Source organism: Massilia sp. GER05 (assembly GCF_052056005.1).
In the GTDB taxonomy this organism is placed as follows: domain Bacteria; phylum Pseudomonadota; class Gammaproteobacteria; order Burkholderiales; family Burkholderiaceae_D; genus Telluria; species Telluria orientalis.
This window is the reverse complement of the sequence record NZ_CP178858.1, coordinates 954,254-975,460: the sequence shown is the minus strand read 5'-3', so window position 1 is coordinate 975,460 and position 21,207 is coordinate 954,254. Positions and strand designations below refer to the sequence as shown.

The 21,207-nt window shown below is 66.5% G+C and carries 21 protein-coding genes; 16 read left to right on the top strand and 5 right to left on the bottom strand.

From position 1 onward, the window contains the following. The first annotated feature begins 20 nt into the window (after positions 1 to 20). From ACL58G_RS04270 to ACL58G_RS04255, 4 genes are all read left to right on the top strand, one after another. Positions 21 to 851 (top strand): Rossmann-like and DUF2520 domain-containing protein, encoded by an 831-nt coding sequence (locus tag ACL58G_RS04270; RefSeq protein ID WP_440965350.1) that lies wholly within the window; start codon positions 21 to 23, stop codon positions 849 to 851. Positions 852 to 1,000: 149 nt separating this feature from the next. Next, on the top strand, positions 1,001 to 1,618 hold the full coding sequence (locus ACL58G_RS04265) for a PEP-CTERM sorting domain-containing protein (RefSeq protein ID WP_440965348.1): 618 nt from the start codon (positions 1,001 to 1,003) through the stop codon (positions 1,616 to 1,618). An 89-nt stretch (positions 1,619 to 1,707) separates the two neighbouring features. Next, positions 1,708 to 2,085, top strand: coding sequence for an MAPEG family protein (locus ACL58G_RS04260; RefSeq protein WP_440965347.1), 378 nt, complete (start codon positions 1,708 to 1,710; stop codon positions 2,083 to 2,085). A 123-nt stretch (positions 2,086 to 2,208) separates the two neighbouring features. Beyond that, a complete protein-coding gene (locus ACL58G_RS04255) occupies positions 2,209 to 2,571 on the top strand; it encodes a hypothetical protein (RefSeq protein WP_413337006.1) in 363 nt (120 codons plus the stop codon). On the opposite strand, the gene ACL58G_RS04250 is transcribed toward ACL58G_RS04255, so the two are convergent. Then, positions 2,572 to 3,150, bottom strand: coding sequence for a molybdopterin-dependent oxidoreductase (locus tag ACL58G_RS04250; RefSeq protein WP_440965345.1), 579 nt, complete (start codon positions 3,148 to 3,150; stop codon positions 2,572 to 2,574). 70 nt (positions 3,151 to 3,220) lie between these two features. On the opposite strand from ACL58G_RS04250, the gene ACL58G_RS04245 reads away from it, so the two are divergent. Together ACL58G_RS04245 and ACL58G_RS04240 are read left to right on the top strand one after the other, a co-directional pair. Beyond that, on the top strand, positions 3,221 to 3,796 hold the full coding sequence (locus ACL58G_RS04245) for an alpha-ketoglutarate-dependent dioxygenase AlkB family protein (RefSeq protein WP_413380772.1): 576 nt from the start codon (positions 3,221 to 3,223) through the stop codon (positions 3,794 to 3,796). A 183-nt stretch (positions 3,797 to 3,979) separates the two neighbouring features. Next, positions 3,980 to 4,555, top strand: a complete 576-nt coding sequence (locus tag ACL58G_RS04240) for a porin family protein (RefSeq protein WP_413337009.1) — start codon at positions 3,980 to 3,982, stop codon at positions 4,553 to 4,555. Between the two features lie 61 nt (positions 4,556 to 4,616). On the opposite strand, the gene ACL58G_RS04235 is transcribed toward ACL58G_RS04240, so the two are convergent. Next, the gene (locus tag ACL58G_RS04235) at positions 4,617 to 5,180 is read right to left on the bottom strand and encodes an REP-associated tyrosine transposase (protein ID WP_413380770.1); all 564 of its coding nucleotides are present in this window, start codon (positions 5,178 to 5,180) and stop codon (positions 4,617 to 4,619) included. A gap of 273 nt (positions 5,181 to 5,453) precedes the next feature. On the opposite strand from ACL58G_RS04235, the gene mrtJ reads away from it, so the two are divergent. Genes mrtJ through trxB form a run of 8 tightly spaced genes read left to right on the top strand, consistent with a single transcriptional unit; the run spans position 5,454 to position 13,445 of the window. Beyond that, positions 5,454 to 5,816: a JDVT-CTERM system glutamic-type intramembrane protease MrtJ gene (gene mrtJ, locus ACL58G_RS04230; RefSeq protein WP_413337011.1), complete on the top strand. Its 363-nt coding sequence runs from the start codon at positions 5,454 to 5,456 to the stop codon at positions 5,814 to 5,816. Positions 5,817 to 5,834: 18 nt separating this feature from the next. Further along, positions 5,835 to 7,940: a choice-of-anchor D domain-containing protein gene (locus ACL58G_RS04225; RefSeq protein ID WP_440965342.1), complete on the top strand. Its 2,106-nt coding sequence runs from the start codon at positions 5,835 to 5,837 to the stop codon at positions 7,938 to 7,940. Continuing rightward, a complete protein-coding gene (locus ACL58G_RS04220) occupies positions 7,937 to 8,449 on the top strand; it encodes a TlpA family protein disulfide reductase (RefSeq protein ID WP_413380764.1) in 513 nt (170 codons plus the stop codon). Before ACL58G_RS04225 ends, ACL58G_RS04220 begins: the two co-directional genes overlap by 4 nt. Next, a complete protein-coding gene (locus ACL58G_RS04215) occupies positions 8,446 to 8,664 on the top strand; it encodes a DUF4266 domain-containing protein (RefSeq protein WP_413380762.1) in 219 nt (72 codons plus the stop codon). Before ACL58G_RS04220 ends, ACL58G_RS04215 begins: the two co-directional genes overlap by 4 nt. A gap of 9 nt (positions 8,665 to 8,673) precedes the next feature. Beyond that, positions 8,674 to 9,819: a DUF3570 domain-containing protein gene (locus tag ACL58G_RS04210; RefSeq protein ID WP_413380760.1), complete on the top strand. Its 1,146-nt coding sequence runs from the start codon at positions 8,674 to 8,676 to the stop codon at positions 9,817 to 9,819. Then, entirely contained in the window at positions 9,813 to 10,727 is a 915-nt protein-coding gene (locus tag ACL58G_RS04205; protein ID WP_440965339.1) for an FAD:protein FMN transferase, read from the top strand. The genes ACL58G_RS04210 and ACL58G_RS04205 overlap by 7 nt, the downstream gene beginning before the upstream one ends. Then, entirely contained in the window at positions 10,724 to 12,502 is a 1,779-nt protein-coding gene (dsbD, locus tag ACL58G_RS04200) for a protein-disulfide reductase DsbD (RefSeq protein WP_440965337.1), read from the top strand. Before ACL58G_RS04205 ends, dsbD begins: the two co-directional genes overlap by 4 nt. Before the next feature lie 4 nt (positions 12,503 to 12,506). Further along, positions 12,507 to 13,445 carry a thioredoxin-disulfide reductase gene (gene trxB, locus ACL58G_RS04195; RefSeq protein ID WP_440965336.1) on the top strand — a complete coding sequence of 313 codons (939 nt, stop codon included), beginning with the start codon at positions 12,507 to 12,509 and terminating at the stop codon, positions 13,443 to 13,445. A gap of 2 nt (positions 13,446 to 13,447) precedes the next feature. Here the strand turns inward: trxB and ettA are convergent, their stop codons facing one another. Together ettA and rarD are read right to left on the bottom strand one after the other, a co-directional pair. Then, positions 13,448 to 15,115, bottom strand: a complete 1,668-nt coding sequence (ettA, locus tag ACL58G_RS04190) for an energy-dependent translational throttle protein EttA (protein WP_056133951.1) — start codon at positions 15,113 to 15,115, stop codon at positions 13,448 to 13,450. A 117-nt stretch (positions 15,116 to 15,232) separates the two neighbouring features. After that, on the bottom strand, positions 15,233 to 16,117 hold the full coding sequence (gene rarD, locus ACL58G_RS04185) for an EamA family transporter RarD (protein WP_440965334.1): 885 nt from the start codon (positions 16,115 to 16,117) through the stop codon (positions 15,233 to 15,235). A gap of 217 nt (positions 16,118 to 16,334) precedes the next feature. Between rarD and ACL58G_RS04180 the strand changes: the two genes are divergently transcribed. Both ACL58G_RS04180 and ACL58G_RS04175 read left to right on the top strand, forming a co-directional pair. After that, positions 16,335 to 18,212, top strand: coding sequence for a potassium transporter Kup (locus ACL58G_RS04180; RefSeq protein WP_413340275.1), 1,878 nt, complete (start codon positions 16,335 to 16,337; stop codon positions 18,210 to 18,212). Between the two features lie 100 nt (positions 18,213 to 18,312). Then, entirely contained in the window at positions 18,313 to 18,792 is a 480-nt protein-coding gene (locus tag ACL58G_RS04175; protein WP_413340273.1) for an FKBP-type peptidyl-prolyl cis-trans isomerase, read from the top strand. Between the two features lies 1 nt (position 18,793). On the opposite strand, the gene ACL58G_RS04170 is transcribed toward ACL58G_RS04175, so the two are convergent. Next, on the bottom strand, positions 18,794 to 21,199 hold the full coding sequence (locus tag ACL58G_RS04170; RefSeq protein WP_440965332.1) for an ABC transporter permease: 2,406 nt from the start codon (positions 21,197 to 21,199) through the stop codon (positions 18,794 to 18,796). Between the last annotated feature and the right edge of the window lie 8 nt (positions 21,200 to 21,207).

Sequence of the window (21,207 nt, the reverse complement as noted above, 5' to 3'; positions counted from 1 at the left end):
CCCGTTTCTGAGTCCAGTCAATGATGACGACCCTGAACATCGTCGGCGCCGGCCACGTGGGCCGCGCCCTCGGCCGCCTGTTTGTTGCGCGCGGCGTGTTCGCCGTGCAGGACGTCAAAACGCGCGGCCCTGACAGCGCGCGCGACGCCGTCGCATTCATCGGCGCCGGTACGCCGGCCAATGGCGATGGCACGTTGCGGCCGGCCGACGTGTGGATGCTGGCCGTGGCGGACGATGCCATCGCCGATGTCGCCGCCGCGCTGGCGCAATCCGCGCCAATGGCCGGCGCCGTCGTGTTTCATTGCAGCGGCGCCAAGGCGTCCACGGCGCTGGAGGCGCTGCGCCAGGCGGGGGCGCTCGTCGCCAGCGTGCATCCGGTGCGCAGCTTCGCCGATCCGGCCGCGGTCGCGGCGGCGTTCGACGGCACGTTCTGCGGCGTGGAAGGCGATGCCGCCGCGCTGGCGGTCCTGCTGCCCGCCTTCGAGGCGATCGGTGCGCGGCCCGTGCGGATCGACCCCGCCGCCAAGACCGTGTATCACGCGGCCGCCGTGTTCGCGTCGAACTACCTGGTGACCGTGATGGATGCCGCGCTGCGCGCCTACGAGGCCGCCGGCATCCCGGCCGACGTGGCACGCGAACTGGCGCGGCCGCTCGCGACCGAAACGCTGTCGAATGTGCTGCGGCTGGGGCCGGAAGCGGCGCTGTCCGGACCCATCGCGCGCGGCGATGCGGCGACCGTGGCGCGCCAGCACGCGGCCGTCGCGGCCTGGGACGGTCCGACGGGCGCACTGTACGACGCCCTCGCCTCCGCGACGTGGGATCTGGCGCGGCGCAAGCCTCGCCGTATGTGACGCCATGTCACGTATTTTTTCGACGGAATTTACAATTTACTGTCGGGATTTTCCCTTGATGGCGTAACGCCCTGTATTTTCGAAAGAAAAAATTCGGGCATTGTTTTTGCGTCTCCTCTCGCGCTAAAACACGAGGGGAGGGCAAATCCATGTTTAACAAATTCTGGAAAGCCGGTGTAGCGAGCACGATGTTCGTGGCGAGCAGTCTGGTGGCGGCTGCGCCGATCACTTTTATCCCGCCTAACGACCCGACGGGGTACATCGGTTCGACGCATTCGAACGACGGGTGGTCCATGGGGCGCGGTATCGGTTTCCGGGTGACGACCCAGGAAACGATATCGAGCGTCGGCGTCTATGTGGACCTGGCCAACACCGAATTGCATTGGGGCATATATACGATCGACTCGTTGGGCAACGACATCTCGAAGCTCGACACGCTCGCATCCGGCAGTTCGGTGGTCACCACCAACGGGCTCGCGTGGATCGACTTCAACGTTCCCGACGTCGTGATCAACGAATACTGGAATTACCTGATCGAGTTCTCGTTCGACGGTGAATCCAACCAGAATTTTTATTATTACAACCGTGACGAATCCTGGGATCAGGGGATCTACCGTTCACTCGACGGTGAAGCACTGGGACGTTTCGAAAGTTACTATAACGTGCCGGCGATCCGGGTCAATGGCGCGTACGTACCGGAGCCCGCATCGCTTGCATTGGTCGGTGCCGGTGTGCTGGCGCTGGGTGTGCGCCGCCGCCGAAGCTGAAAACCTGGACCGGCGTGATTGCGCCGTTGTGCGTCATGTTGTAAAAAGCCTGTCTGCCCAAACAGATGGGCTTTTTTGTTGGAGACCACATGATGTTGACCGCATGGGCCACGCTGGCCGCACTGGGCGTGTATTTCTGGACCGGCGTCATGGCCGGCTGGGCCAGGAACAAGTACAACGTGCCCGCCCCAATGATGGAGGGGCCGCTGCCGTTCCAGAGCGCGCAGCGGGTGCAGGCGAACACGCTGGAACAATTGCCGCTGGTGCTGGCGCCGCTATGGCTGTGCGGCCACTATCTGGGCGACCGCTGGGCGGCCGCGGGCGGGCTGCTGTGGTGCGTCGGACGGATTCTGTATGCGCTCGGCTATTACCGCGATCCGGCCAAGCGCGAGATCGGCTTCATCGTCGGCATGCTGGCATGCGGTGCCCTCGTTGCGGGCAGTGTCATCGGACTATTGTCCGCCTGACCTGTTGCACTAGAGCAAAATCTCGAAAACCATTCGTCGACAAAGTTCCCATACTGCAATAAGCTGTGTCTGATTTTAATTTATTGGATGACGGCGCCGCCGTCATGCGTGGAGGACGACAGCATGCTGTTCCTGAAAAGTACGAGTGTCACCAAGGCACCGGGCATTTATGAAGTCGACGTGGCAGCGAAGCCGCCGGGTAAGACATTCGGCGTATTCATGGCCACCGATCCGGACAATCCGCCGCGGGCCGTGCTGACGGCCCTGGCCGAGCTCGGCTTCGAGAGCACTTACCAACAGACCTATGTCCACAAGGACAAGGGCAAAGTCCTCGACCTGCATTTCCAGAAGAACGGCACCGACCTGTTCAACGGTTGGAAGACCGAGGAATGCACGGCCAACCTGGCCGCGCTCGACACCCTGTTCGGCAACGTCGGCATCAAGGTCACGCCGCGCGTGATGAGCCTGGCCGAAGCCTACGCCTGATCAGGCTTTCACCTCCACGTGGTACAGCGCCCACGGGCAGGCGGCAAAGCGCTGCGGCAGCGGCAGTGCCGCCATCTCGGCCACCCGGTCGGCGTCGTACACGGCCCATAGCGGCCCAAGTCCTCCCAGCGGCATCGGATTGCCATCGATGTGCGTGGCCACGATGAAGCGCCGCGCACGCGCCTGCGTGACCGGCAGTTCCACGTTGTAGCCATCCACCGCGCGCAAGACCAGGATCGTCCTGTCGCCCACCGTTGCGCCGGCGCGCGCCAGCACGTCCGTCAGTAGCGGGCCGCGCAGCGTGTGCGGTTTGCCGTCGTACTCCAGGGTCGGGCGGATCGTCACGGGCGGCAGGGCCAGCAGGCTGGCGTAATCGAACGCCCAGGCTTTCGCGAACGTGACCTGGTGCTTGTGCATCATCTGGTCCAGCGCCGGGTCGAGCGGCCCGCGATTGCTGTGCGAAATGTCTCCAGTGACTGTCAGCAGGGCAGGGCCGCGGCCGGACGGTTGCGCCGCGTGGCCGGCGATCGGAAGGGCGCCCGCGACCGCCGCGGCGCCGAGGAACTGGCGTTTGTTCATGAGAAAATGCCTGGTCGATGAGATCCTCTCATCATAGCAATATTGTCGAATGGATTTGTTTTCCACAAGCATGGATTTGATCCCCATCCCGATCGAGGATGGCGAGTTGTCCATGCTGGCCCAGCTTCCTATGCCGATCGGCAATGCCGAGATCCTGGCGCGCCTGCTTGCCGAGACATCATGGCGTGCCGACACCGTCGTCGTGTATGGCAAGCGCTATCTGCAACCCCGCCTGACGGCCTGGTATGGCGAAGCCAGCTATACCTATTCGGGCCTGACCCTGCATCCGCTGCCGCTGACGCCGCTGCTGGAAACGCTGCGCGCCGCGGTCGAGCAGGCGACGGGACGGCGCTACAACAGCGTCCTGCTGAATCACTACCGCGACGGCGCGGACAGCATGGGCATGCACAGCGACGACGAGCCGGAACTGGGACCGCAGCCGGTCATCGCCTCGCTCAGCTACGGCGCCTCCCGCACATTCATCCTGCGCCACAAGCGCAGCAAACGCACCGTCAAACTGGACCTGACGGATGGCAGCCTGCTGTTGATGGCGGGGAACCTGCAGGCGAACTGGCAGCACGGTATCAACAAGACGGCCAAACTGGTTGGACCACGCATCAATCTAACTTTTCGTTACGTGAGCTAAATCGTTATTATCTCTGTCCAATTTTCGTTAAAGCACTACTGAATTTAGGGTCATTAAGTTACATTCGATTACAAGTCTTACGAGTTCAGCACGGACTTCACCAATGCGCGGTGCTATCTTGACCACATCACGATTCACGATCGAATCGCGAACCAGTCAAACAACGCAAAGGGAATCCGTAACATGAAAAAGCTCATCGTTGCACTGATCGCCACCACTGCCGCCGTCGGCGCGGCCCAAGCCCAGACCACCCAGACCCAACCGCGCGCCTACGTCGGCGTCGGCATCGCCACGGCGGACCACGTGAATTCGTCGGTCGGCGGCCTGACGAATTTCGACAGCGACGGCTACAAGGCCTCGGGCAAGATCTTCGGCGGCTATGAATTCGACCAGAACTGGGGCGTCGAAGCCGGCTACACCGATTTCCGCAACTCGGATTTCAACTACACCGCCAACGGCGTCAACGGCAGCGGCCGCACCAAGGGCAACAGCTACTATGTCGCCGGCAAGTACAACTACCCGGTCAACGACCAGTTCTCCGTGTACGGCAAGCTGGGCCTGCAGCACAGCGAGCGCAAGCTGGAAACCGCCGCGCTGAACATGAAGAACACCGACACCGGTGCCTACGGCGCGGTCGGCGTGCAGTACAACCTGAACCAGCAGGTTGCCCTGACCGCAGAGTACGAGCGCTACGGCAAGAGCAAGGATTTCGGCGCCAAGGCCGACGCTTGGACCGTGGGTGCGCGCTACAGCTTCTAAGCGTCCCCAGCTTTACTCCCAAGGTAGAAAGGCCTGCACATGCAGGCCTTTTTTTCGCCCGCTACGGACGCGCGATGTGTCCGGGCTGGCCTGCCGGCCGCATCCACGGCGGCAGCGCCAGCGGCAGCGCGGGCGGCGTGAATCCGGCCGAAATAAAACGGTGCAGCGACGACCACGGCCATTCCGATGGGTGTTGGCAGAGGCCGTGGCGCATCGGGTTGCCGTGCACGTAGTCGACGAGGCTGGCGTATTCCTCGTCGTCGCCCACGCGGTAGTCGCGATAGTGACGTTCCCAGATGGTGCCGTCGCCCGTGCCGCCATCGCCCTTGCCCTTGGCGCCGCCCGGCAGGCAGGCTTTATGCAAGGCCTTGGAAAAGGCGATCTTGACGGCGCGCCAGCGCGACGCGCAGTCGTGGTCGCCCGGCGGCAGGGTCCAGATGGCGTGCGCGTGGTTCGGCAGCACGACCCAGGCATCGACGTGGAACGGTTTGCGGATGCGCGCCTGGCGCATCGCTTCGCCGAAAGCCGAGAAATGGTCCGTAAGTAAGGTGCTGTCTCGATCCAACAAACGCACCGTAAAGAAAAAGGTCCCGCCCGGGACCCGGTTGTCGCGGTAATGTGTCATGAACGTAGTCTGCCAAGCGGCGCAGCCATGCCGTGTCGATCTGGCGCAAACGCGCACGAGTTGAAGAGCCTCAACCACAACGATTCTACCCACGATGTCTCTTTGATGACGATCCATTTCCGCGCATTAAACCGTGTGGCGGATGTGGCAAACATGGCGTTTTGACACCGCAATGGTGCTCATTGGTTCGTCCAGCGAATTTTTTTTCAAACGGACTGAACCTTTTCACAACGGCCGGTATTAACCGGACGATTTCCGCAGTAACAACCTGACATGCCACCTATTGCCCTGCTGTCCCAGCACCTGGTCTGCACCGGCCAGCTCGTTGCGCCCGACGCCGCCGCCCTGGCGCGACTGCTGTTGCTGGCGCCCGTACTGGAGGAGTGGGTGGTGCGTGCCGGCTTGCAGGAGTGGCTGATCCGGCGCGCGGCGTTTGCATCGGTACCGATACCGGTAGCTTTGTCGGCGGCCGCGTTCGCGCTGCTGCATGTGGGCGCCGGCTGGCACGCGGCGGCGCTCGTGCTGCCACCGGGACTGGCGCTGGCGCTGCTCTACCAGCGCGTCCGCGACTGGCGCTGGTGCGCGCTGGCGCACTGCGGGATGAATGCACTGGCCCTTGGTGGCTGTGCCCTTTGAACGAATCTGGGAGTCACTATGACCGGGCTGCAAAGAAGTGTTTATACCGTTCTCGCCGTCCTCGCGTTCGTCCCGGCCGTGCACGCGGCCGATGCACTGAACGGCAAGAACCTGTACCTGAACGGGCCAACCAGCGGCGGCACGTCTTGCGCGTCGTGCCACGGGCCGTCGCCCGCCGCCAACGTCAACGGCATCCTCGCCGCGGCGAACAACCCAAGCGTGATCAGCAGCGCCTTCAGCGCCAACAAGGGCGGCATGGGCACGCTGTTCAACGGCAAATTCACGACGGCGGAAATCGCGGACCTCGCCGCCTTCATCGGCAACCCGACCGTGACCGCCGCACCGGCGGCTGCCGTCAATCCGGCCTCGCTGAGCTTTGCGGCCAGCACCATCGGGCAGTCGGCATCGCCGCTCGCCACCACCTTGTCCAACACGGGCAACGCAGCCCTGAACGTGGGTACGTTGACCCTGTCCGGCGCGGCCGCGGGCGACTACGCCATCAGCGGCGGCACCTGCGCCAACGGCACGTCGCTGGCGGCGGGCGCCAACTGCACCGTGCAGGTCACCTTCAAACCCACCGCCTCCGGCGCACGCGGCGCATCGCTCGTCATCGCGCACAACGCGACGGGCGGCTCCAGCACCGTGGCCCTCTCCGGTACCGGCAACGCCGTCGCGCAGGCGACCGTCGCGCTGTCGGCCAACGCGATCGACTTCGGCGCCCTCGTCGCCGGCGTCGCGTCGCCCGCGAAGAGCATCATCGTCAACAACACGGGCCAGGCCGCGCTGACTTTCTCCAGCATCGCCGTCGGCGGCGCCAACGCGGGCGTGTTCACGCTGGGCGGCACGTGCGCGACCGGCACGGCCGTCCCGGCCGGCGGCAGCTGCACCGTGACCGTGACCGCGAATTCGTCGACGAACGGCGCGTTCAGCGGCAACCTGTCGCTGGGCTCGAACGCGTCGAACGGCGCCGTGACCGTGGCATTGTCCGGCACCGTCGCCGCGCCCGCACCGGCCGTCAAGGCCAATCCATCGGCTGTGGCGTTCGGCACACAGACGATCGGGGCGCCGGCCGCGACGCAGACCGTCACCCTCGCCAACACGGGCAACGTGGCGCTTACCTTGAACGGCATCGCCGTCTCGGGCGCGTCCACCGTCACCATCGCGAGCAAAACGTGCGGCACGACCCTGAACGTCGGCGCCAACTGCACCGTGACCCTGGCCTTCGCGCCGACGGCATCCGGCACCGCCGCGGCCACGCTGGCCGTGACGTCGAATGCGGCGCCGCTGCAGGTGTCGATCAGCGGTACCGGCACCACGGCGCCGGCGGCGAAACCGGCGCTGTCGGAAGCGGGCCCCGTCGCCTTCGCGGATACGCAGGTCGGCAAGAGCGCCGCGACCCACACGATCACCCTGTCGAACGGCGGCACGGCCGCGCTGAAGGTCGCATCGCTCGTGCTGGATGGCGCGCAGGCGTCCGACTTCGTCCTCGGCGGCACCTGCGCCACCAACGTGTCGGTTGCGGCGTCGGCCAGCTGCACGATCGACGTCGGCTTCAAACCGACGGCCGCCGGCCAGCGCGCCGCGACCCTCGTCCTGATGACGGACGCGGGCAACCAGTTCACGGTCGCACTCGGTGGCACCGGCGTCGCCGTGCCCGTGCCGATGCTGACCGTGAACCCGCAATCCTTCGATTTCGGCGCGGCCGACGTCAACGGCACCTCGCCCACGCACCGCATCACGCTGGCCAATACCGGCGCCAACGCGGCCACCGTGACGGCCGCCACGTTCACCGGCCCGTATGCGCTGCAGGCGGATACGGGCGCCTGCGCGGCCGTGCCGTTCACCCTGCAGCCGGGCGCGAGCTGCGACCTCGTCGTGCGCTTCACGCCAGTGGGTGCGGGCGATGCCGCCGGCAGCCTCGCGGTGACGGCCGACGGCGGCGGCGCGTGGAACGTCGCGCTGACCGGCAAGGGCAACGTGCAGACCGTGCAGGCGCCGCAGAACGCCGGTGGCGGCGGCTGCTCCTCGATCAAGGATGGCAACGATCCGGTGCTGGCGCTGCTGGTCGTGCTGTCGTTCGGCGTGCTGGGATGGCGTCGTTTCGGCAAGAAGGAGGTGAAATGATGGGCATCCGGACGACGCGCGTATTGCGCATGGCGGTCGTGCTGGCCGCCGCACTGGAGGCGTCGACCGCCTCCGCACTCGACAAGGGCGCCGCGGCGCCGGCGTTCGAGCTGCCGGGCAAGGACGGCACGGTGCAGCTGGCGAAGTACCAGGGCAAGCTCGTGTACGTGGATTTCTGGGCCTCGTGGTGCGGCCCGTGCCGCCAGTCCTTCCCGTGGATGAACGAGATGCAGGCGAAGTACGGCGCGCGCGGGCTGCAGGTCGTCGGCGTGAACCTCGACGCGAAGACGGACGACGCGCGCCGCTTCCTCGCCGAGACGCCGGCCCGCTTCGCGATCGCGTTCGATCCGGCCGGCGCCACGCCGCGCGCCTACGGCATCAAGGGCATGCCGAGCAGCGTCCTGATCGGACCGGACGGCAAGGTTTTATATGAGCACGCGGGCTTCAAGGAGGCCGACCGCGCGGCGCTCGAACAGGTGATCAAGAAAGCCCTGGGAGGTGCGCAATGAAGGCGCGCTTTTTCTATTTGCTGATCGCGCCGGCGCTGCTGGCGCTGACCGGATGCGCCACCGTGCAACCCTGGGAAAAAGGAAAACTGGCCAAGCCGGAGATGACGTTCGGCGGCGACAAGCTCGAAGCGCGGTATGCCGATCACGTTTACACGAGCCGCGAAGCCGCAGCCGGCGGCGCGGGCGTGGGTGGCGGCGGCTGCGGCTGTAACTGAGGAGACTCCATGACGACATCCAAGCAAGCTCCCCAGGACCTGGCGGCCTCGCTGCTCGCCGCCGCGCTGCTGCTGCCCGGCGTGCAGGCGCTGGCCGACGAGCCGCCGCAGGGCGGCAGCATCAGCCTGCGCTATCTCGACTACGCCGACCGCCAGAGCGGCCTCGATCGCATCCGTGCTCATTCGCCGTCGATCGCGGTGACGGCGCCCGTTGCGAGCGACTGGTCCATCGAAGGCACGCTGACGGCCGACGACGTGTCCGGCGCCTCGCCGCGCTACCACACGGCCGTCTCCGGCGCTTCGCACATGCAGGACGAGAGAAAGGCGGGCGATGTCGCCGTCACGCGCTACTTCCGGCGCGGTACGCTGACGGCCGGCGCCGCGTATTCGACGGAGCACGATTACGTGTCGCGCGCGCTGTCGCTGAACGGCACCGTGTCCAGCGAGGACAACAACACGACGTGGGCGTTCGGCGTCGCGGGTAGTCGCGACCGCATCGATCCGGTGAATCACGTCGTCGTCGATGAGCACAAGCGCACGGTCAGCATCCTCGCGGGTGTGACGCGCGTGCTGACGCCGAACGACATCGGACAAATCACGCTCACCCGCACGAACGGTGACGGTTACTTCAACGATCCGTATAAATTGTTCGATAACCGGCCCCGTTCGCGCCGCCAGAACACGGCGCTGCTGCGCTGGAACCACTACGTCGACAGCACGGGTGGCACGTCGCGCCTGTCCTACCGCTACTACAGCGACTCGTTCCGCATCCGCGCGCACACGCTGTCCGGAGAATACGTGCAGCCGCTCGGCGGCGGCTGGAGCATCGTGCCGGAACTGCGCCTCTACACGCAGAGCGCAGCTTACTTCTATTACGACCCCGTGTACGACGGCACGCTCGGCCCGCCGTTCCCGCCCGGCTTTGCGAGTGCGGATCCGGGCCGCCTGTCGTCGCCGGACCAGCGCCTGTCCGGGTTCGGCGCCGTCACGGCGGGGCTGAAGGTCCAGCGCGAGATCGGCAAGCTGTGGACGGTCGACGTCAAGGTCGAAGGCTATGAGCAGCGCGGCAACTGGCGTTTGTTCCACGACGGTAGTCCGGGCCTCGCGCCGCTGCACGCCCGCATCTTCCAGGTCGGATTGACGCGGCGATGGTAGACGCGGTGGTCCGCTTTCCGTTCGATGCGATGGCCAGCCGTTGTGAAATCAGGTTGGCCGCGCCGGACGGACATGGGGCAGAAGAGCTGGCGCTGGCGGCGATCGCCGAGGTGCGGCGCATCGAGCGCACGTACTCGCGCTACCGCGCCGACAGTATCGTCAGCCGCATCAACGCCGCGGCGGGCCGCTACCGCGTGGAGTGCGACGAGGAGACGGCGCAGCTGCTCGACTACGCCGATCACCTGCACCGCGCCAGCGGCGGACTGTTCGACATCACGTCCGGCGTGCTGCGCCGCGCCTGGGACTTCCGCCAGCCGCGCGTGCCGCACGCCCGCGAACTGGCGCCGCTGCTGGCGCTGGTGGACTGGACGGCCGTGCAGCGTGAAGACGGCGCCGTCTTCCTGCCGCGCGCCGGCATGGAGATCGACTTCGGCGGCTTCGGCAAGGAATACGCGGCCGACCGCGCCTGCGCGCTGCTGCAGGAACGGGGCGTGCGGCACGGCTACGTGAACCTCGGCGGCGACATGCGCTTCATCGGCCCGCAACCCGATGGACGCCTGTGGAGCATCGGTATCCAGGACCCGCGCAAGCTAGATGGCACCGTCGCCAGCATCGCCGTGAGCCATGGTGCGCTGACGACGAGCGGCGACTACGAACGGTTTTTCGACGTCGACGGCAAGCGCTATTGCCACGTATTGAACCCGCGCACCGGGATGCCCGTGTCGCATTGGCGCTCGGTGAGCGTGCTGGCGCCGCTGGCCGTCCTGGGCGGCAGCGTGTCGACCATCGCCATGCTGAAAGAGGACGACGGCCTGTCCTTCCTCGCCGCCAGCGGGCTCGCATACTTCGCCATCGACGGCACGGGACAAGCGCATCACCACAGTATTTCAGGAGATTACGCATCATGAAGCAGCTCTTTCGATGGATGGCCGCGCTGGTCCTGCTGGCCAGTACGCTGGGCCGGCCGGCGCTTGCCGCCGACGACTTCCTGCCGCCGGAACAGGCGTTCAAGCCGAGCGCCGAACTGCGCGCAGGCGGCATCGTGCACGTCACCTGGGCCATCGCGCCCGGCTACCACCTGTACCGCGACCGCCTCGTGTTCACGGCGCCGCAGGTCGGCCAGCCCGCGCTGCCGGACGGCGTGCGCAAGTTCGACAGCAATTTCAACAAGGAGATGGAGACGTATGCGGGGCAGCTTGCAGCGGACCTGCCGGTGAAAGCGGATGCGAAAGCACCGTTCGTGCTGCGCGTGGGCTACCAGGGCTGCGCGGATGCGGGCCTGTGCTATCCGCCCGCCGAAGTCGCGTTCGCGGTGGACCCGGCGGCGCCGGGCGCATTGAAGCCTGCCGCAGCCGACGCCGTGATCGCTCCACCGCCCGCGCACGAAGACGACAGCTCGCTGGCCCAGCGCACGCTGCAATCGGGCAGCGCCTGGCGCATCGGCCTCGCGTTCCTCGCGTTCGGCCTGCTGCTGTCGTTCACGCCGTGCGTGCTGCCGATGGTGCCGATCCTGTCGTCGATCATCGTCGGCGAGGGCAACGTCTCGCGCAGTAAAGGTTTTATCCTCGCGCTGGCGTACAGCCTGGGCATGGCGCTCGTCTACACGGCGCTCGGTGTCGCGGCGGGCCTGGCCGGTGAAGGTCTCGCCGGCGCGCTGCAGAAGCCGTGGGTGCTGCTGACGTTCGGCGCGCTGCTCGTGCTGCTGGCGCTGTCGATGTTCGACGTCTACCAGCTGCAGCTGCCCAGCAGCCTGCAAAGCCGCTTGAGCACGACGAGCGGCAGCATGAGCGGCGGGCGCTTCGCCGGCGTGTTCGTGATGGGCGCCTTGTCCGCACTGATCGTGGGGCCCTGCGTGGCCGGTCCGCTGGCGGGTGCACTGCTGTACATCAGCCAGACGAAAAACGTGTGGACGGGCGGCTGGGCGCTGTTCTCGATGGCGGCCGGGATGAGCGTGCCGCTGCTGCTGACGGGCGTCTCGGCGGGCAGCCTGCTGCCGCGCGCCGGCGCGTGGATGAACCACGTCAAGCGCGTGTTCGGCCTGCTGCTGCTGGCGGTCGCGATCTGGATGGTGACGCCCGTGTTCCCGATCACCGTCGCGATGCTGCTGTGGGGCGCGTTCGCCGTGCTGTGCGCCGTGTTCCTGCGCGTGTTCGAACCCATCGCCGCCGGTGCGGGCCTGGGCCGTTATGCCGGCAAGACGCTGGGCCTCGTGCTGCTGACGGGCGGCCTGTTCGAACTGGTGGGCGCCGCCAGCGCGGGCCAGGACGTGCTGCAGCCGCTGGCGCACCTGCGCGGCACGCAGGTCGCCGCCGCGGCCGAGGGCAAGGAACAGAAGTTCGAGCGCATCCGCACGCTGGCCGAACTGGATCGGGCGCTCGCGTCGTCCCCCACGCCCGTGATGCTGGACTTTTATGCCGACTGGTGCGTGTCGTGCAAGGAGATGGAGCGGTTTACTTTCTCCGAACCGAAGGTGGAAGCGCAGATGAAGCAGGTGCGCCTGCTGCAGGTCGACGTCACCGCCAACAACGACGAAGACCGCGCGCTGATGAAGAAATTCGGCCTGTTCGGGCCACCCGGCATCATCCTGTTCAAGCAGGGCAAGGAAGTGCCGGAGAGCCGCGTCATCGGGTTCATGGCGCCCGAACGGTTCGCCGAGCACCTGTCCCGCCACCTCGCCTCCTGACATCATGAAAAAACATGCCAAGGTCCTGATTCTGGGTTCCGGCCCGGCAGGCTATTCCGCCGCCGTGTACGCGGCGCGCGCCAACCTGAACCCGCTGCTCGTCACCGGCGTCGCGCAGGGCGGACAACTGATGACGACGACCGACGTCGAAAACTGGCCCGCCGACCCGGACGGCGTCCAGGGCCCCGATCTGATGCGCCGCTTCGAATTGCACGCACGGCGCTTCGAGACGCAGATCGTCTTCGACCACATCCACACGGCGCACCTGCACGAGCGTCCGCTGCGCCTGTCCGGCGACCAGGGCGAGTACACGTGCGACGCGCTGATCATCGCCACCGGCGCGTCCGCGCGCTACCTGGGCCTGCCGTCGGAGCAGGCCTTCATGGGGCGCGGCGTCTCGGCCTGCGCCACCTGCGACGGCTTCTTTTATCGCGGGAAGGAGGTCGCCGTGATCGGCGGCGGCAACACGGCCGTGGAAGAGGCGCTGTATTTGTCGAACATCGCGTCCAGGGTGACGGTGGTGCACCGCCGCGACCACCTGCGCGCGGAAGCGATCCTCGTCGAGCGCCTGCTGGCGCGCGTGGAAGAGGGCAAGGTGGACGTCCTGTGGAACCACACGCTGGACGAGGTGCTGGGCGATGCGGCCGGGGTGCACACGCTGCGCCTGCGCGGCGAGCGCGGCGGCATCCGCGTGCTGCCCGTGCACGGCGTGTTCGTGGCCATCGGCCACCAGCCGAATACGGGCCTCTTCGCGGGTCAGCTGGAGATGGAGAACGGGTACATCGTGACGCGCGCGGGACGCAACGGCCTGGCGACCGCCACGAGCGTGCCCGGCGTGTTCGCGGCCGGCGACGTGCAGGACCACGTCTACCGGCAGGCGATCACCAGCGCCGCCAGCGGGTGCATGGCGGCGCTGGATGCCCAGCGCTTTCTGGAGGAGTAAGCTTAGCTGGTGAGCGGCTTGTAGCGGATCCGCTTCGGCTTGGCGCCTTCTTCGCCGAGGCGCTTCTTCTTGTCGGCTTCGTACTCCTGGTAGTTACCGTTGAAGAAGGTGACCTGCGACTCGCCTTCGAACGCGAGGATGTGGGTGGCGATGCGGTCGAGGAACCAGCGGTCGTGCGAGATGACCATCACGCTGCCCGCGAATTCCAGCAGCGCGTCTTCCAGCGCGCGCAGGGTTTCGACGTCCAGGTCGTTCGACGGTTCGTCCAGCAGCAGCACGTTGCCGCCCTTGAGCAGCGTCTTGGCCAGGTGCAGGCGGCCGCGTTCACCGCCGGACAGGTTGCCGACGAGCTTCTGCTGGTCCGCGCCCTTGAAGTTGAAGCGGCCGAGATACGCGCGCGACGGCATCTCGAAGCGGCCGACGGACAACATGTCGGCACCGCCGGACACGTCTTCGAACACGGTCTTGTTGGCGGCGAGGCTGTCGCGCGACTGGTCGACGAGCGAGACCTTCGCGGTCTTGCCGATGACGACTTCGCCGCTGTCCGGCTGCTCGATGCCCGCGATCATGCGGAACAGCGTCGACTTACCGGCGCCGTTCGGGCCGATGATGCCGACGATCGCGCCCGGCGGCACGGTAAACGACAGGTTGTCGATCAGCAGGCGGTCGCCGAACGCTTTCGAGACGTTCTTGAACTCGATGACTTCGTTGCCGAGGCGTTCCGCGACGGGGATGAAGATCTCCTGCGTCTCGTTGCGCTTCTGGTATTCGTATTCGGACAGTTCGTTGAAGCGGGCGAGACGCGCCTTCGACTTGGCCTGGCGTGCCTTCGGATTCTGGCGCGCCCATTCCAGTTCTTTCGCCAGCGCTTTCTGGCGCGCGGATTCCGTCGCTTCTTCCTGCTTCAGGCGGGCTTCCTTCTGCTCCAGCCAGGACGAGTAATTGCCCTTCCAGGGGATGCCGTGGCCGCGGTCCAGTTCCAGGATCCATTCGGCGGCGTTGTCGAGGAAGTAGCGGTCGTGGGTGATGCCGACGACGGTGCCGGGGAAGCGCAGCAGGAACTGCTCCAGCCATTCGACGGATTCGGCGTCCAGGTGGTTGGTCGGTTCATCGAGCAGCAGCATGTCCGGCTTGGACAGCAGCAGCTTGCACAGCGCCACGCGGCGCTTCTCGCCGCCGGACAGCACGCCGATCTTCGCATCCCACGGCGGCAGGCGCAGCGCGTCGGCGGCCATTTCCAGCTGCAGGTTCAGGTTGCCGCCGTCGGAGGCGGCGATGATCGATTCCAGGCGCTCCTGCTCCTTGGCCAGCGCGTCGAAATCGGCGTCTTCCTCGGCATACGCCGCGTACACGGCTTCCAGTTTCGCCTGTGCCTCGAACGCTTCGCCCAGGCCGCTTTCCACTTCCTGGCGCACGGTTTTTTCCGGATCGAGCTGCGGTTCCTGCGGCAGGTAGCCGATGTTCAGGCCCGGCATCGGGCGCGCTTCGCCCTGGATGTCGGTGTCGATGCCGGCCATGATCTTCAGCAGGGTCGATTTGCCCGAGCCGTTCAGGCCCAGCACGCCGATCTTCGCGCCCGGGAAGAACGACAGCGAAATGTCCTTCAGGATCTGGCGTTTCGGTGGGACGATCTTGCCCACGCGGTTCATGGTGTAGACGTAATTGGCCATTAGTAATGTACTTCTATCTCGTAAAATAAGGACGACAGGATACTGTAAAACACCGGGGTCAGAGCCCGATTTCAGGAAATTGCCAGAATTCGGGCTCTGACCCCGGTTTGCGCCAGCTCAAGCCTCTTTGGCCACCCGCTGTGGGCGATTCAGCAAGCCTTCGGCCGCGAACAGGGCCAGTGCAAGCCAGATCAGCACGAAGCCGACGAGGCGGTCGGCAGTAAATGCTTCGTGGAACAGCCACACGCCCAGCAGGAATTGCAGGGTGGGCGACATGTATTGCAGCAAGCCGACGATCGACAGCGGGATTTTTCTCGCGCCCGCCGCGAACAGCAGCAGCGGGATCGCCGTGATCGGCCCGGCCGCGACGAGCAGCAGGCGCGTCGTGTTCGAGTCCGTGTTGATGAAGGTGTTCTGGCCGTGCACGCTGAGCCAGACGACGTAGGCGGCCGCGAGCGGGAACAGCACCATCGTCTCGAACGACAGGCCCTCCAGCGCGCCCAGCGCGGCCGTCTTGCGCAGCAGGCCGTAGCCGCCGAACGATACGGCCAGCGCCAGCGCGACCCAGGGCACGTTGCCGGCCTGCCACGTCAGCCAGGCGACGCCCAGCGCCGCCACGCCGATCGCCATCCATTGCGTGTGCCGCAGGCGTTCCTTCAGCAGTATCGAACCGAACATGATGTTGACGAGCGGATTGATGAAATAGCCGAGGCTGGCCTCGATGACGTGGCCGTTGTTCACGGCCCAAATGTAGATGAGCCAGTTGACGCTGAGCAGCAGGGCGGACGCGACGAAGCTGCCGAACACGCGCGGCTGGCGTACGAGGTTCAGCCAGGCCCACTGGCGGCGCACGGCGAGCACGATCACGAGGAACAGCAGCGACCACAGCATGCGGTGCGCGAGGATCTGCAGCGGCGGCACTTCGTCGATGGCGTGGAAATACAGCGGAAACAGGCCCCAGCACAGGAAGGCGAGGGCGGCGGACAGGATGCCGGTGTTCATGGGGAGGCGTGATACGGGTGAATGGTCTGACATTATCCTTGAACGGGCGCAGCCTTGCTGGCGGGCCCGCCGTGTGCGGCAACCGAGGCGTGCGCTCGGCCCGCTTCCATTGATGCAGACTTTGAGAAAATAGCGGCAGGGCAAAAGGATGCGCTCTTGTCTTTCCTTGTCAATTATTCTATTGTGCAACGCACCAGAACAACAAAACGGTGAAACCTTGACGGCAGAACATAAGAAAAGCAGCCTGGCAGGGCTGACGCTGGCGGCGGTCGGTATCGTCTACGGCGACATCGGCACCAGTCCGCTGTACACGCTCAAGACCATCTTCGATCCCGTCCACGGCCTGGCCCTGACCACGCCGAACCTGCTGGGCATCGTGTCCCTGATCTTCTGGGGCCTGACGATGATCGTCTCGCTCAAATACGTCACGCTGGTGCTGCGCGCGGACAACCGCGGCGAGGGCGGCATCATGGCCCTGATGGCGCTCGCGCTGAATTCCGTCACGCGCACGTCGCGCTGGCATTACGTGCTGATGGTGCTGGGCGTGTTCGGCGCCACGATGTTCTACGGCGACAGCGTGATCACGCCGGCAATCTCCGTGCTGGGCGCGATCGAAGGTCTCGAAGTGGCCACGCCCGGCCTGGAAAAATATGTCGTGCCGCTGACGATCGTCGTGCTGGTGGGGTTGTACAGCGTGCAGCGCCACGGCACGGCCGGCATCGGCCGCTGGTTCGGCCCCGTCATGGTCGTGTGGTTCGCCGCGCTGGCCGTGATGGGCGTCATCAATATCGTGCAGGCCCCGGTGATCCTGCACGCGCTGAACCCACTGCATGCGTTCGAGTTCATGCTGCGCGAGCGCATGATCGCGTTCGTCGCGCTGGGCGCCGTCGTGCTGGCGTTCACCGGCGCCGAGGCGCTGTACGCGGACATGGGCCACTTCGGCAAGAAGCCGATCCGCTTCGCGTGGTTCATGGTCGTGTTCCCCGCGCTCGCCGTGAACTACCTGGGCCAGGGCGGCCTGTTGATCACGCATCCGGAAGCGCTCGAGAACCCGTTTTTCCACCAGCTGGGCAGCTGGAGCGTGCTGCCGCTCGTGCTGCTGTCGACGATGGCGACCGTGATCGCGTCGCAGGCCACGATCTCCGGCACGTTCTCGATGACGCGCCAGGCCATCGCACTGGGCCTGCTGCCGCGCATGCGCGTGATGCACACGTCGGAAAGTGAGATCGGCCAGATCTACATCCCGGCCGTGAACTGGCTGCAGCTGATCGTCGTGCTGCTGGCGGTCGTCGGCTTCGGTTCGTCGGACAAGCTGGCCGGCGCCTACGGCATCGCGGTGACGGCGACCATGTTCGCGACGACGATCCTGACGTTCTTCGTGATCCGCTACCGCTGGCACCTGCCGCTGTGGCTGTGCTTCGGCGCCACCGGCTTCTTCATGGCGATGGACATCATGCTGTTTTCGGCCAGCACCCTGAAACTGCTGCACGGTGGCTGGTTCCCGCTGCTGCTCGGCGCGATCCTGCTGACGACGATGCTGACGTGGAAGCGCGGCCGCGAACTCGTGTTCGAGAACCTGGAAAAGCACGCGATCCCGCTCGACGACTTCCTGCAGTCGCTGTTCGTCGCGCCGCCCGACCGCGTGTCCGGCACCGCCATCTTCCTGCGCGGCGAAACCGACGGCGTGCCGCACGCGCTGCTGCACAACCTCCTGCACAACAAGGTGCTGCACGAGCGCGTCGTGTTCCTCACGGTGCGCATCCGCGAGGAGCCGTACGTGCCCGAGAGCGAGCAGGTCGAGGTCGTCCCGCTGGGCCACAACTGCTACCAGCTGAACGTGACCTACGGCTTCAAGGACGAAGCGGACATCCCGGACATCCTGCGCCTGTGCGCCGCCTGCGGCCTCGAATTCGAGATGATGGAGACGTCGTTCTTCATCGCGCGCCAGACCGTGATCTCGGTGCCGGGGCAGGGCATGATGCCGTGGAGGGAGCACCTGTACGTGGCGATGCAGCGCAACGCCCGCACGGCCGCGGATTATTATCAGATCCCGAGCAACCGCGTCATCGAACTTGGCACCCAGGTCGAAATCTGAGCGGATTACAAAGGCATACAAATCCCCCACAGACGCTTGCAGGGCAGGTTGGTAAGGTTCGGGTTTCCATCCGATAACCAACCTGTCCCGTAGGAGTCCCATGAAACTGTCCTTCCCACTGGCCGCCGCCTTCGCCGCCATCCTGAGCCTGTCCGCATGCGGCGGCGGTGGCGATTCGGGCAGCACCACCCCTCCCGTCGTCAACAATCCCGCCGCGCTGACCAAGACCGACATCGCGATCGGTACCGGTGCCGAAGCCGTCAACGGCGCGCGCGTGCAGGTCAACTACACGGGCTGGCTGTACAGCGCCGCCGCGGCCGACTTCAAGGGCGCCAAGTTCGACGCGTCGTTGCCCGGCAAGCCGTTCACCTTCGTCATCGGCGCCGTGAACACCAATGAATCCGTGATTCCCGGCTTCGGCCAGGGCGTGCAGGGCATGAAGGTCGGCGGCAAGCGCACGATCCTGATCCCGAGCAGCCTGGGTTACGGCGCGGGCGGCGTGCCGGGCGCTATCCCGGGCAACACTGGCCTCGTGTTCGAAGTCGAACTGGTAAAAGTCTGCGGCAGCGCGGCCTGCTGATTCATTCGCGCAGCGCGCTAGCGGGGCGGATCCGCATCGCCGCCAGCGCGTGGCGCAGGGTCGACACCAGCGCCACGACGCCCGCCACCAGCAGCGCGGCGGCGAGCGTCCAGCCGCCGATCGGCGCACGCTCGGTGAACCCGCCCAGCCAGCGCTGGATCGCCACCCACGCGAACGGTAATCCCAGCACTGCGCCGGCACCGACCAGCGCGGCGAACTCGCGCGCCACCAGTCTGGCGATCGCCGCGTGGCCGGCCCCATACAGCTTGCGCAGCACGATTTCCTTTTCGCGCCGGCGCACGCTGTACGCGGCCAGCACATAGATGCCGAAGGCGGCGATCGCCGTCGCGATCGCGCTGGCGGCCGCCAGCAGCTTGGCGAGACGCAGGTCGTCGGCATAGAAGATGTCGGTCATCAGCGTCGAGATGCGCACGACATCCAGAGGCTCGTTGGGGAAGTAACGCGGCCACAGGGCCTCGATGGCGCGCCGGACCGCATCGACGTCGCCGCTGCACCTTACCGTGAATCCGCCCACGCGGTCGCGCAGGAAGAACACGCTCGGCTGCTGGCCGTCGCGTGCCGAGCGCTGGCGCAGGTCCGGCGCCACGCCCACGATCTGCATCGGCCGGCTGCCCGCGCTGAACGTCACCACCTGCCCGACTGCATCGCGCGGCGTCGGAAAGCCGAGCTGACGAGCCGCCGCCACGTTGATCACCACGCGGTCGTCGTCGTTTACCTTGTCGAACGCGGGCGAATACAGGCGCCCGGCCACGGGCTTTACCCGGTAGACGTCGAAGAAGTTCGGATCGACGTCGTACACGTTGATGTCGGTGGCCGTGCCGCCGGCGCGGCGCAGCGAGGTGATGTTGTGACCGACGCTGAACGGCAGGTGCGAGACCGCCACGCCCACGACACCCGGCAGGCGCGCGACGGCGTCGCGCAGGGCGCGCGTGCGCGGGTCGCGCAGGTCGTTTTCGGCCGGGAACATCAGCAGCGGCGCCGTATCGAAGCCTGGATCGAGCGTGCTGGCGTAGCGCGTCTGCCAGGCGACGGTGAGCGTCGTGGCGGTCAGGCCGATGGCGACGCCGAACTGCAGCGTGGTCAACGTGCGCCGGATCCAGAGGCCGCGCGCCGTCTCGGCCGCGCCGCGTCCGGCCAGGGCGGCGGTGGCGCGCACGCGCAGCGCCGACCACGTCGGGTAGGCGCCGGCGGCCAGGCCGAGGAGCACGCCCAGCGCCAGCGTCGCCGCCAGCGGCGCCGGATCGAACATGCCGTCCAGCCTGCGCTGCACGAGGTCGGAAAAGACCGGCAGCAGCAGCCACGCCAGCAACAGGCCGAGGACGGTGGCGATCAGGCAGACCAGCACCGACTCCGCCAGGAACTGGCGTGCCACGGCCTGCGCCGAGGCGCCCAGCACCTTGCGCATGGCGATCTCGCGCTGGCGCGCCAGCGTGCGCACGGTGGCCAGGTTGACGTAATTGGTTGCGGCCAGCAGCAGTACCAGGACGGCGACGGCGCCCAGCCCGATCACGCCTTGGCGGTTGCCGTGCGGGGCGAACAGGTCGTTCAGGTCAGGCGCGAGATACACGTCGGCGATCGGCTGCAGCCGGTAATCGATCAGGTCGCGTCCGCCCAGCGCCGCGACCTGCTGGGCGTAATCGCGCTGCACGAGCGACGACGCGCGCAGGCCGCGCCGCAGGGCGTCGATGACCGCGCCCGCATCGGCCCCGGGCAGCAGCTTGAGGTAGACCCGGCCGGCCGAACGGCCCCACGTGCCGCTGACGGAGGCGCGCACGTCGGCCGGCATGATCACGCTGTCCCTGCCGGCCAGGGCGCCGAACGACATCGTGGCGGCGGCGGGCGGGTCGGCCACGATGGCCGCCACCACGTACGTGCGGCCGTCGCCCTGCAGCGTACGCCCGACCGCGTCCGCGCGCCCAAACAGCTTCAATGCGGTGTCCGCGGTCAGTGCCAGCGCTTCCGGCCGCGTGAGGGCCGCGTGCAGGTCGCCCGCCAGCACGCGCGGCGCGACGATCTTCTCGAAGTCTTGATCGACCAGGGTGACGCCGATACCAAGGGCCCGGCCGTCCACGCGCACACTGAGACCGACGCTGAGGAAGGCGGTGCCGAGCACCGGTTGCCCGCTCGCCTTCGCCGCCGCGAGCGCGGGCAGGCTGGTGTCGGTGCCCCATCCGTTGCCGAGCAGGGCCAGGTTCCATTTCTGCTGCAACTGGAACACGCGCTCGCGTTCGGGCACGTGCTCGTCGTACGAAAACGAGTGGCGCACGTAGCCGAGCAGCAAAAAACACACGGCGATACCGACCGCGAGGCCGAGCACCACCACTGCGGAATAGGCCGGCTCCTTGACGAGCAGGCGCCAGCCGATGCGGAAATCGCGCAAATTCATCGTGGCCT

Excerpts from the sequence above, each read along its gene's own strand:
- ACL58G_RS04270 (WP_440965350.1), top strand. The coding sequence starts at position 21 with ATGATGACGACCCTGAACATCGTCGGCGCCGGCCACGTGGGCCGCGCC.
- ACL58G_RS04265 (WP_440965348.1), top strand. The coding sequence starts at position 1,001 with ATGTTTAACAAATTCTGGAAAGCCGGTGTAGCGAGCACGATGTTCGTG.
- ACL58G_RS04260 (WP_440965347.1), top strand. The coding sequence starts at position 1,708 with ATGATGTTGACCGCATGGGCCACGCTGGCCGCACTGGGCGTGTATTTC.
- ACL58G_RS04255 (WP_413337006.1), top strand. The coding sequence starts at position 2,209 with ATGCTGTTCCTGAAAAGTACGAGTGTCACCAAGGCACCGGGCATTTAT.
- ACL58G_RS04250 (WP_440965345.1), bottom strand. The coding sequence starts at position 3,150 with ATGAACAAACGCCAGTTCCTCGGCGCCGCGGCGGTCGCGGGCGCCCTT.
- ACL58G_RS04245 (WP_413380772.1), top strand. The coding sequence starts at position 3,221 with ATGGATTTGATCCCCATCCCGATCGAGGATGGCGAGTTGTCCATGCTG.
- ACL58G_RS04240 (WP_413337009.1), top strand. The coding sequence starts at position 3,980 with ATGAAAAAGCTCATCGTTGCACTGATCGCCACCACTGCCGCCGTCGGC.
- ACL58G_RS04235 (WP_413380770.1), bottom strand. The coding sequence starts at position 5,180 with ATGACACATTACCGCGACAACCGGGTCCCGGGCGGGACCTTTTTCTTT.
- mrtJ (WP_413337011.1), top strand. The coding sequence starts at position 5,454 with ATGCCACCTATTGCCCTGCTGTCCCAGCACCTGGTCTGCACCGGCCAG.
- ACL58G_RS04225 (WP_440965342.1), top strand. The coding sequence starts at position 5,835 with ATGACCGGGCTGCAAAGAAGTGTTTATACCGTTCTCGCCGTCCTCGCG.
- ACL58G_RS04220 (WP_413380764.1), top strand. The coding sequence starts at position 7,937 with ATGATGGGCATCCGGACGACGCGCGTATTGCGCATGGCGGTCGTGCTG.
- ACL58G_RS04215 (WP_413380762.1), top strand. The coding sequence starts at position 8,446 with ATGAAGGCGCGCTTTTTCTATTTGCTGATCGCGCCGGCGCTGCTGGCG.
- ACL58G_RS04210 (WP_413380760.1), top strand. The coding sequence starts at position 8,674 with ATGACGACATCCAAGCAAGCTCCCCAGGACCTGGCGGCCTCGCTGCTC.
- ACL58G_RS04205 (WP_440965339.1), top strand. The coding sequence starts at position 9,813 with ATGGTAGACGCGGTGGTCCGCTTTCCGTTCGATGCGATGGCCAGCCGT.
- dsbD (WP_440965337.1), top strand. The coding sequence starts at position 10,724 with ATGAAGCAGCTCTTTCGATGGATGGCCGCGCTGGTCCTGCTGGCCAGT.
- trxB (WP_440965336.1), top strand. The coding sequence starts at position 12,507 with ATGAAAAAACATGCCAAGGTCCTGATTCTGGGTTCCGGCCCGGCAGGC.
- ettA (WP_056133951.1), bottom strand. The coding sequence starts at position 15,115 with ATGGCCAATTACGTCTACACCATGAACCGCGTGGGCAAGATCGTCCCA.
- rarD (WP_440965334.1), bottom strand. The coding sequence starts at position 16,117 with ATGAACACCGGCATCCTGTCCGCCGCCCTCGCCTTCCTGTGCTGGGGC.
- ACL58G_RS04175 (WP_413340273.1), top strand. The coding sequence starts at position 18,313 with ATGAAACTGTCCTTCCCACTGGCCGCCGCCTTCGCCGCCATCCTGAGC.
- ACL58G_RS04170 (WP_440965332.1), bottom strand. The coding sequence starts at position 21,199 with ATGAATTTGCGCGATTTCCGCATCGGCTGGCGCCTGCTCGTCAAGGAG.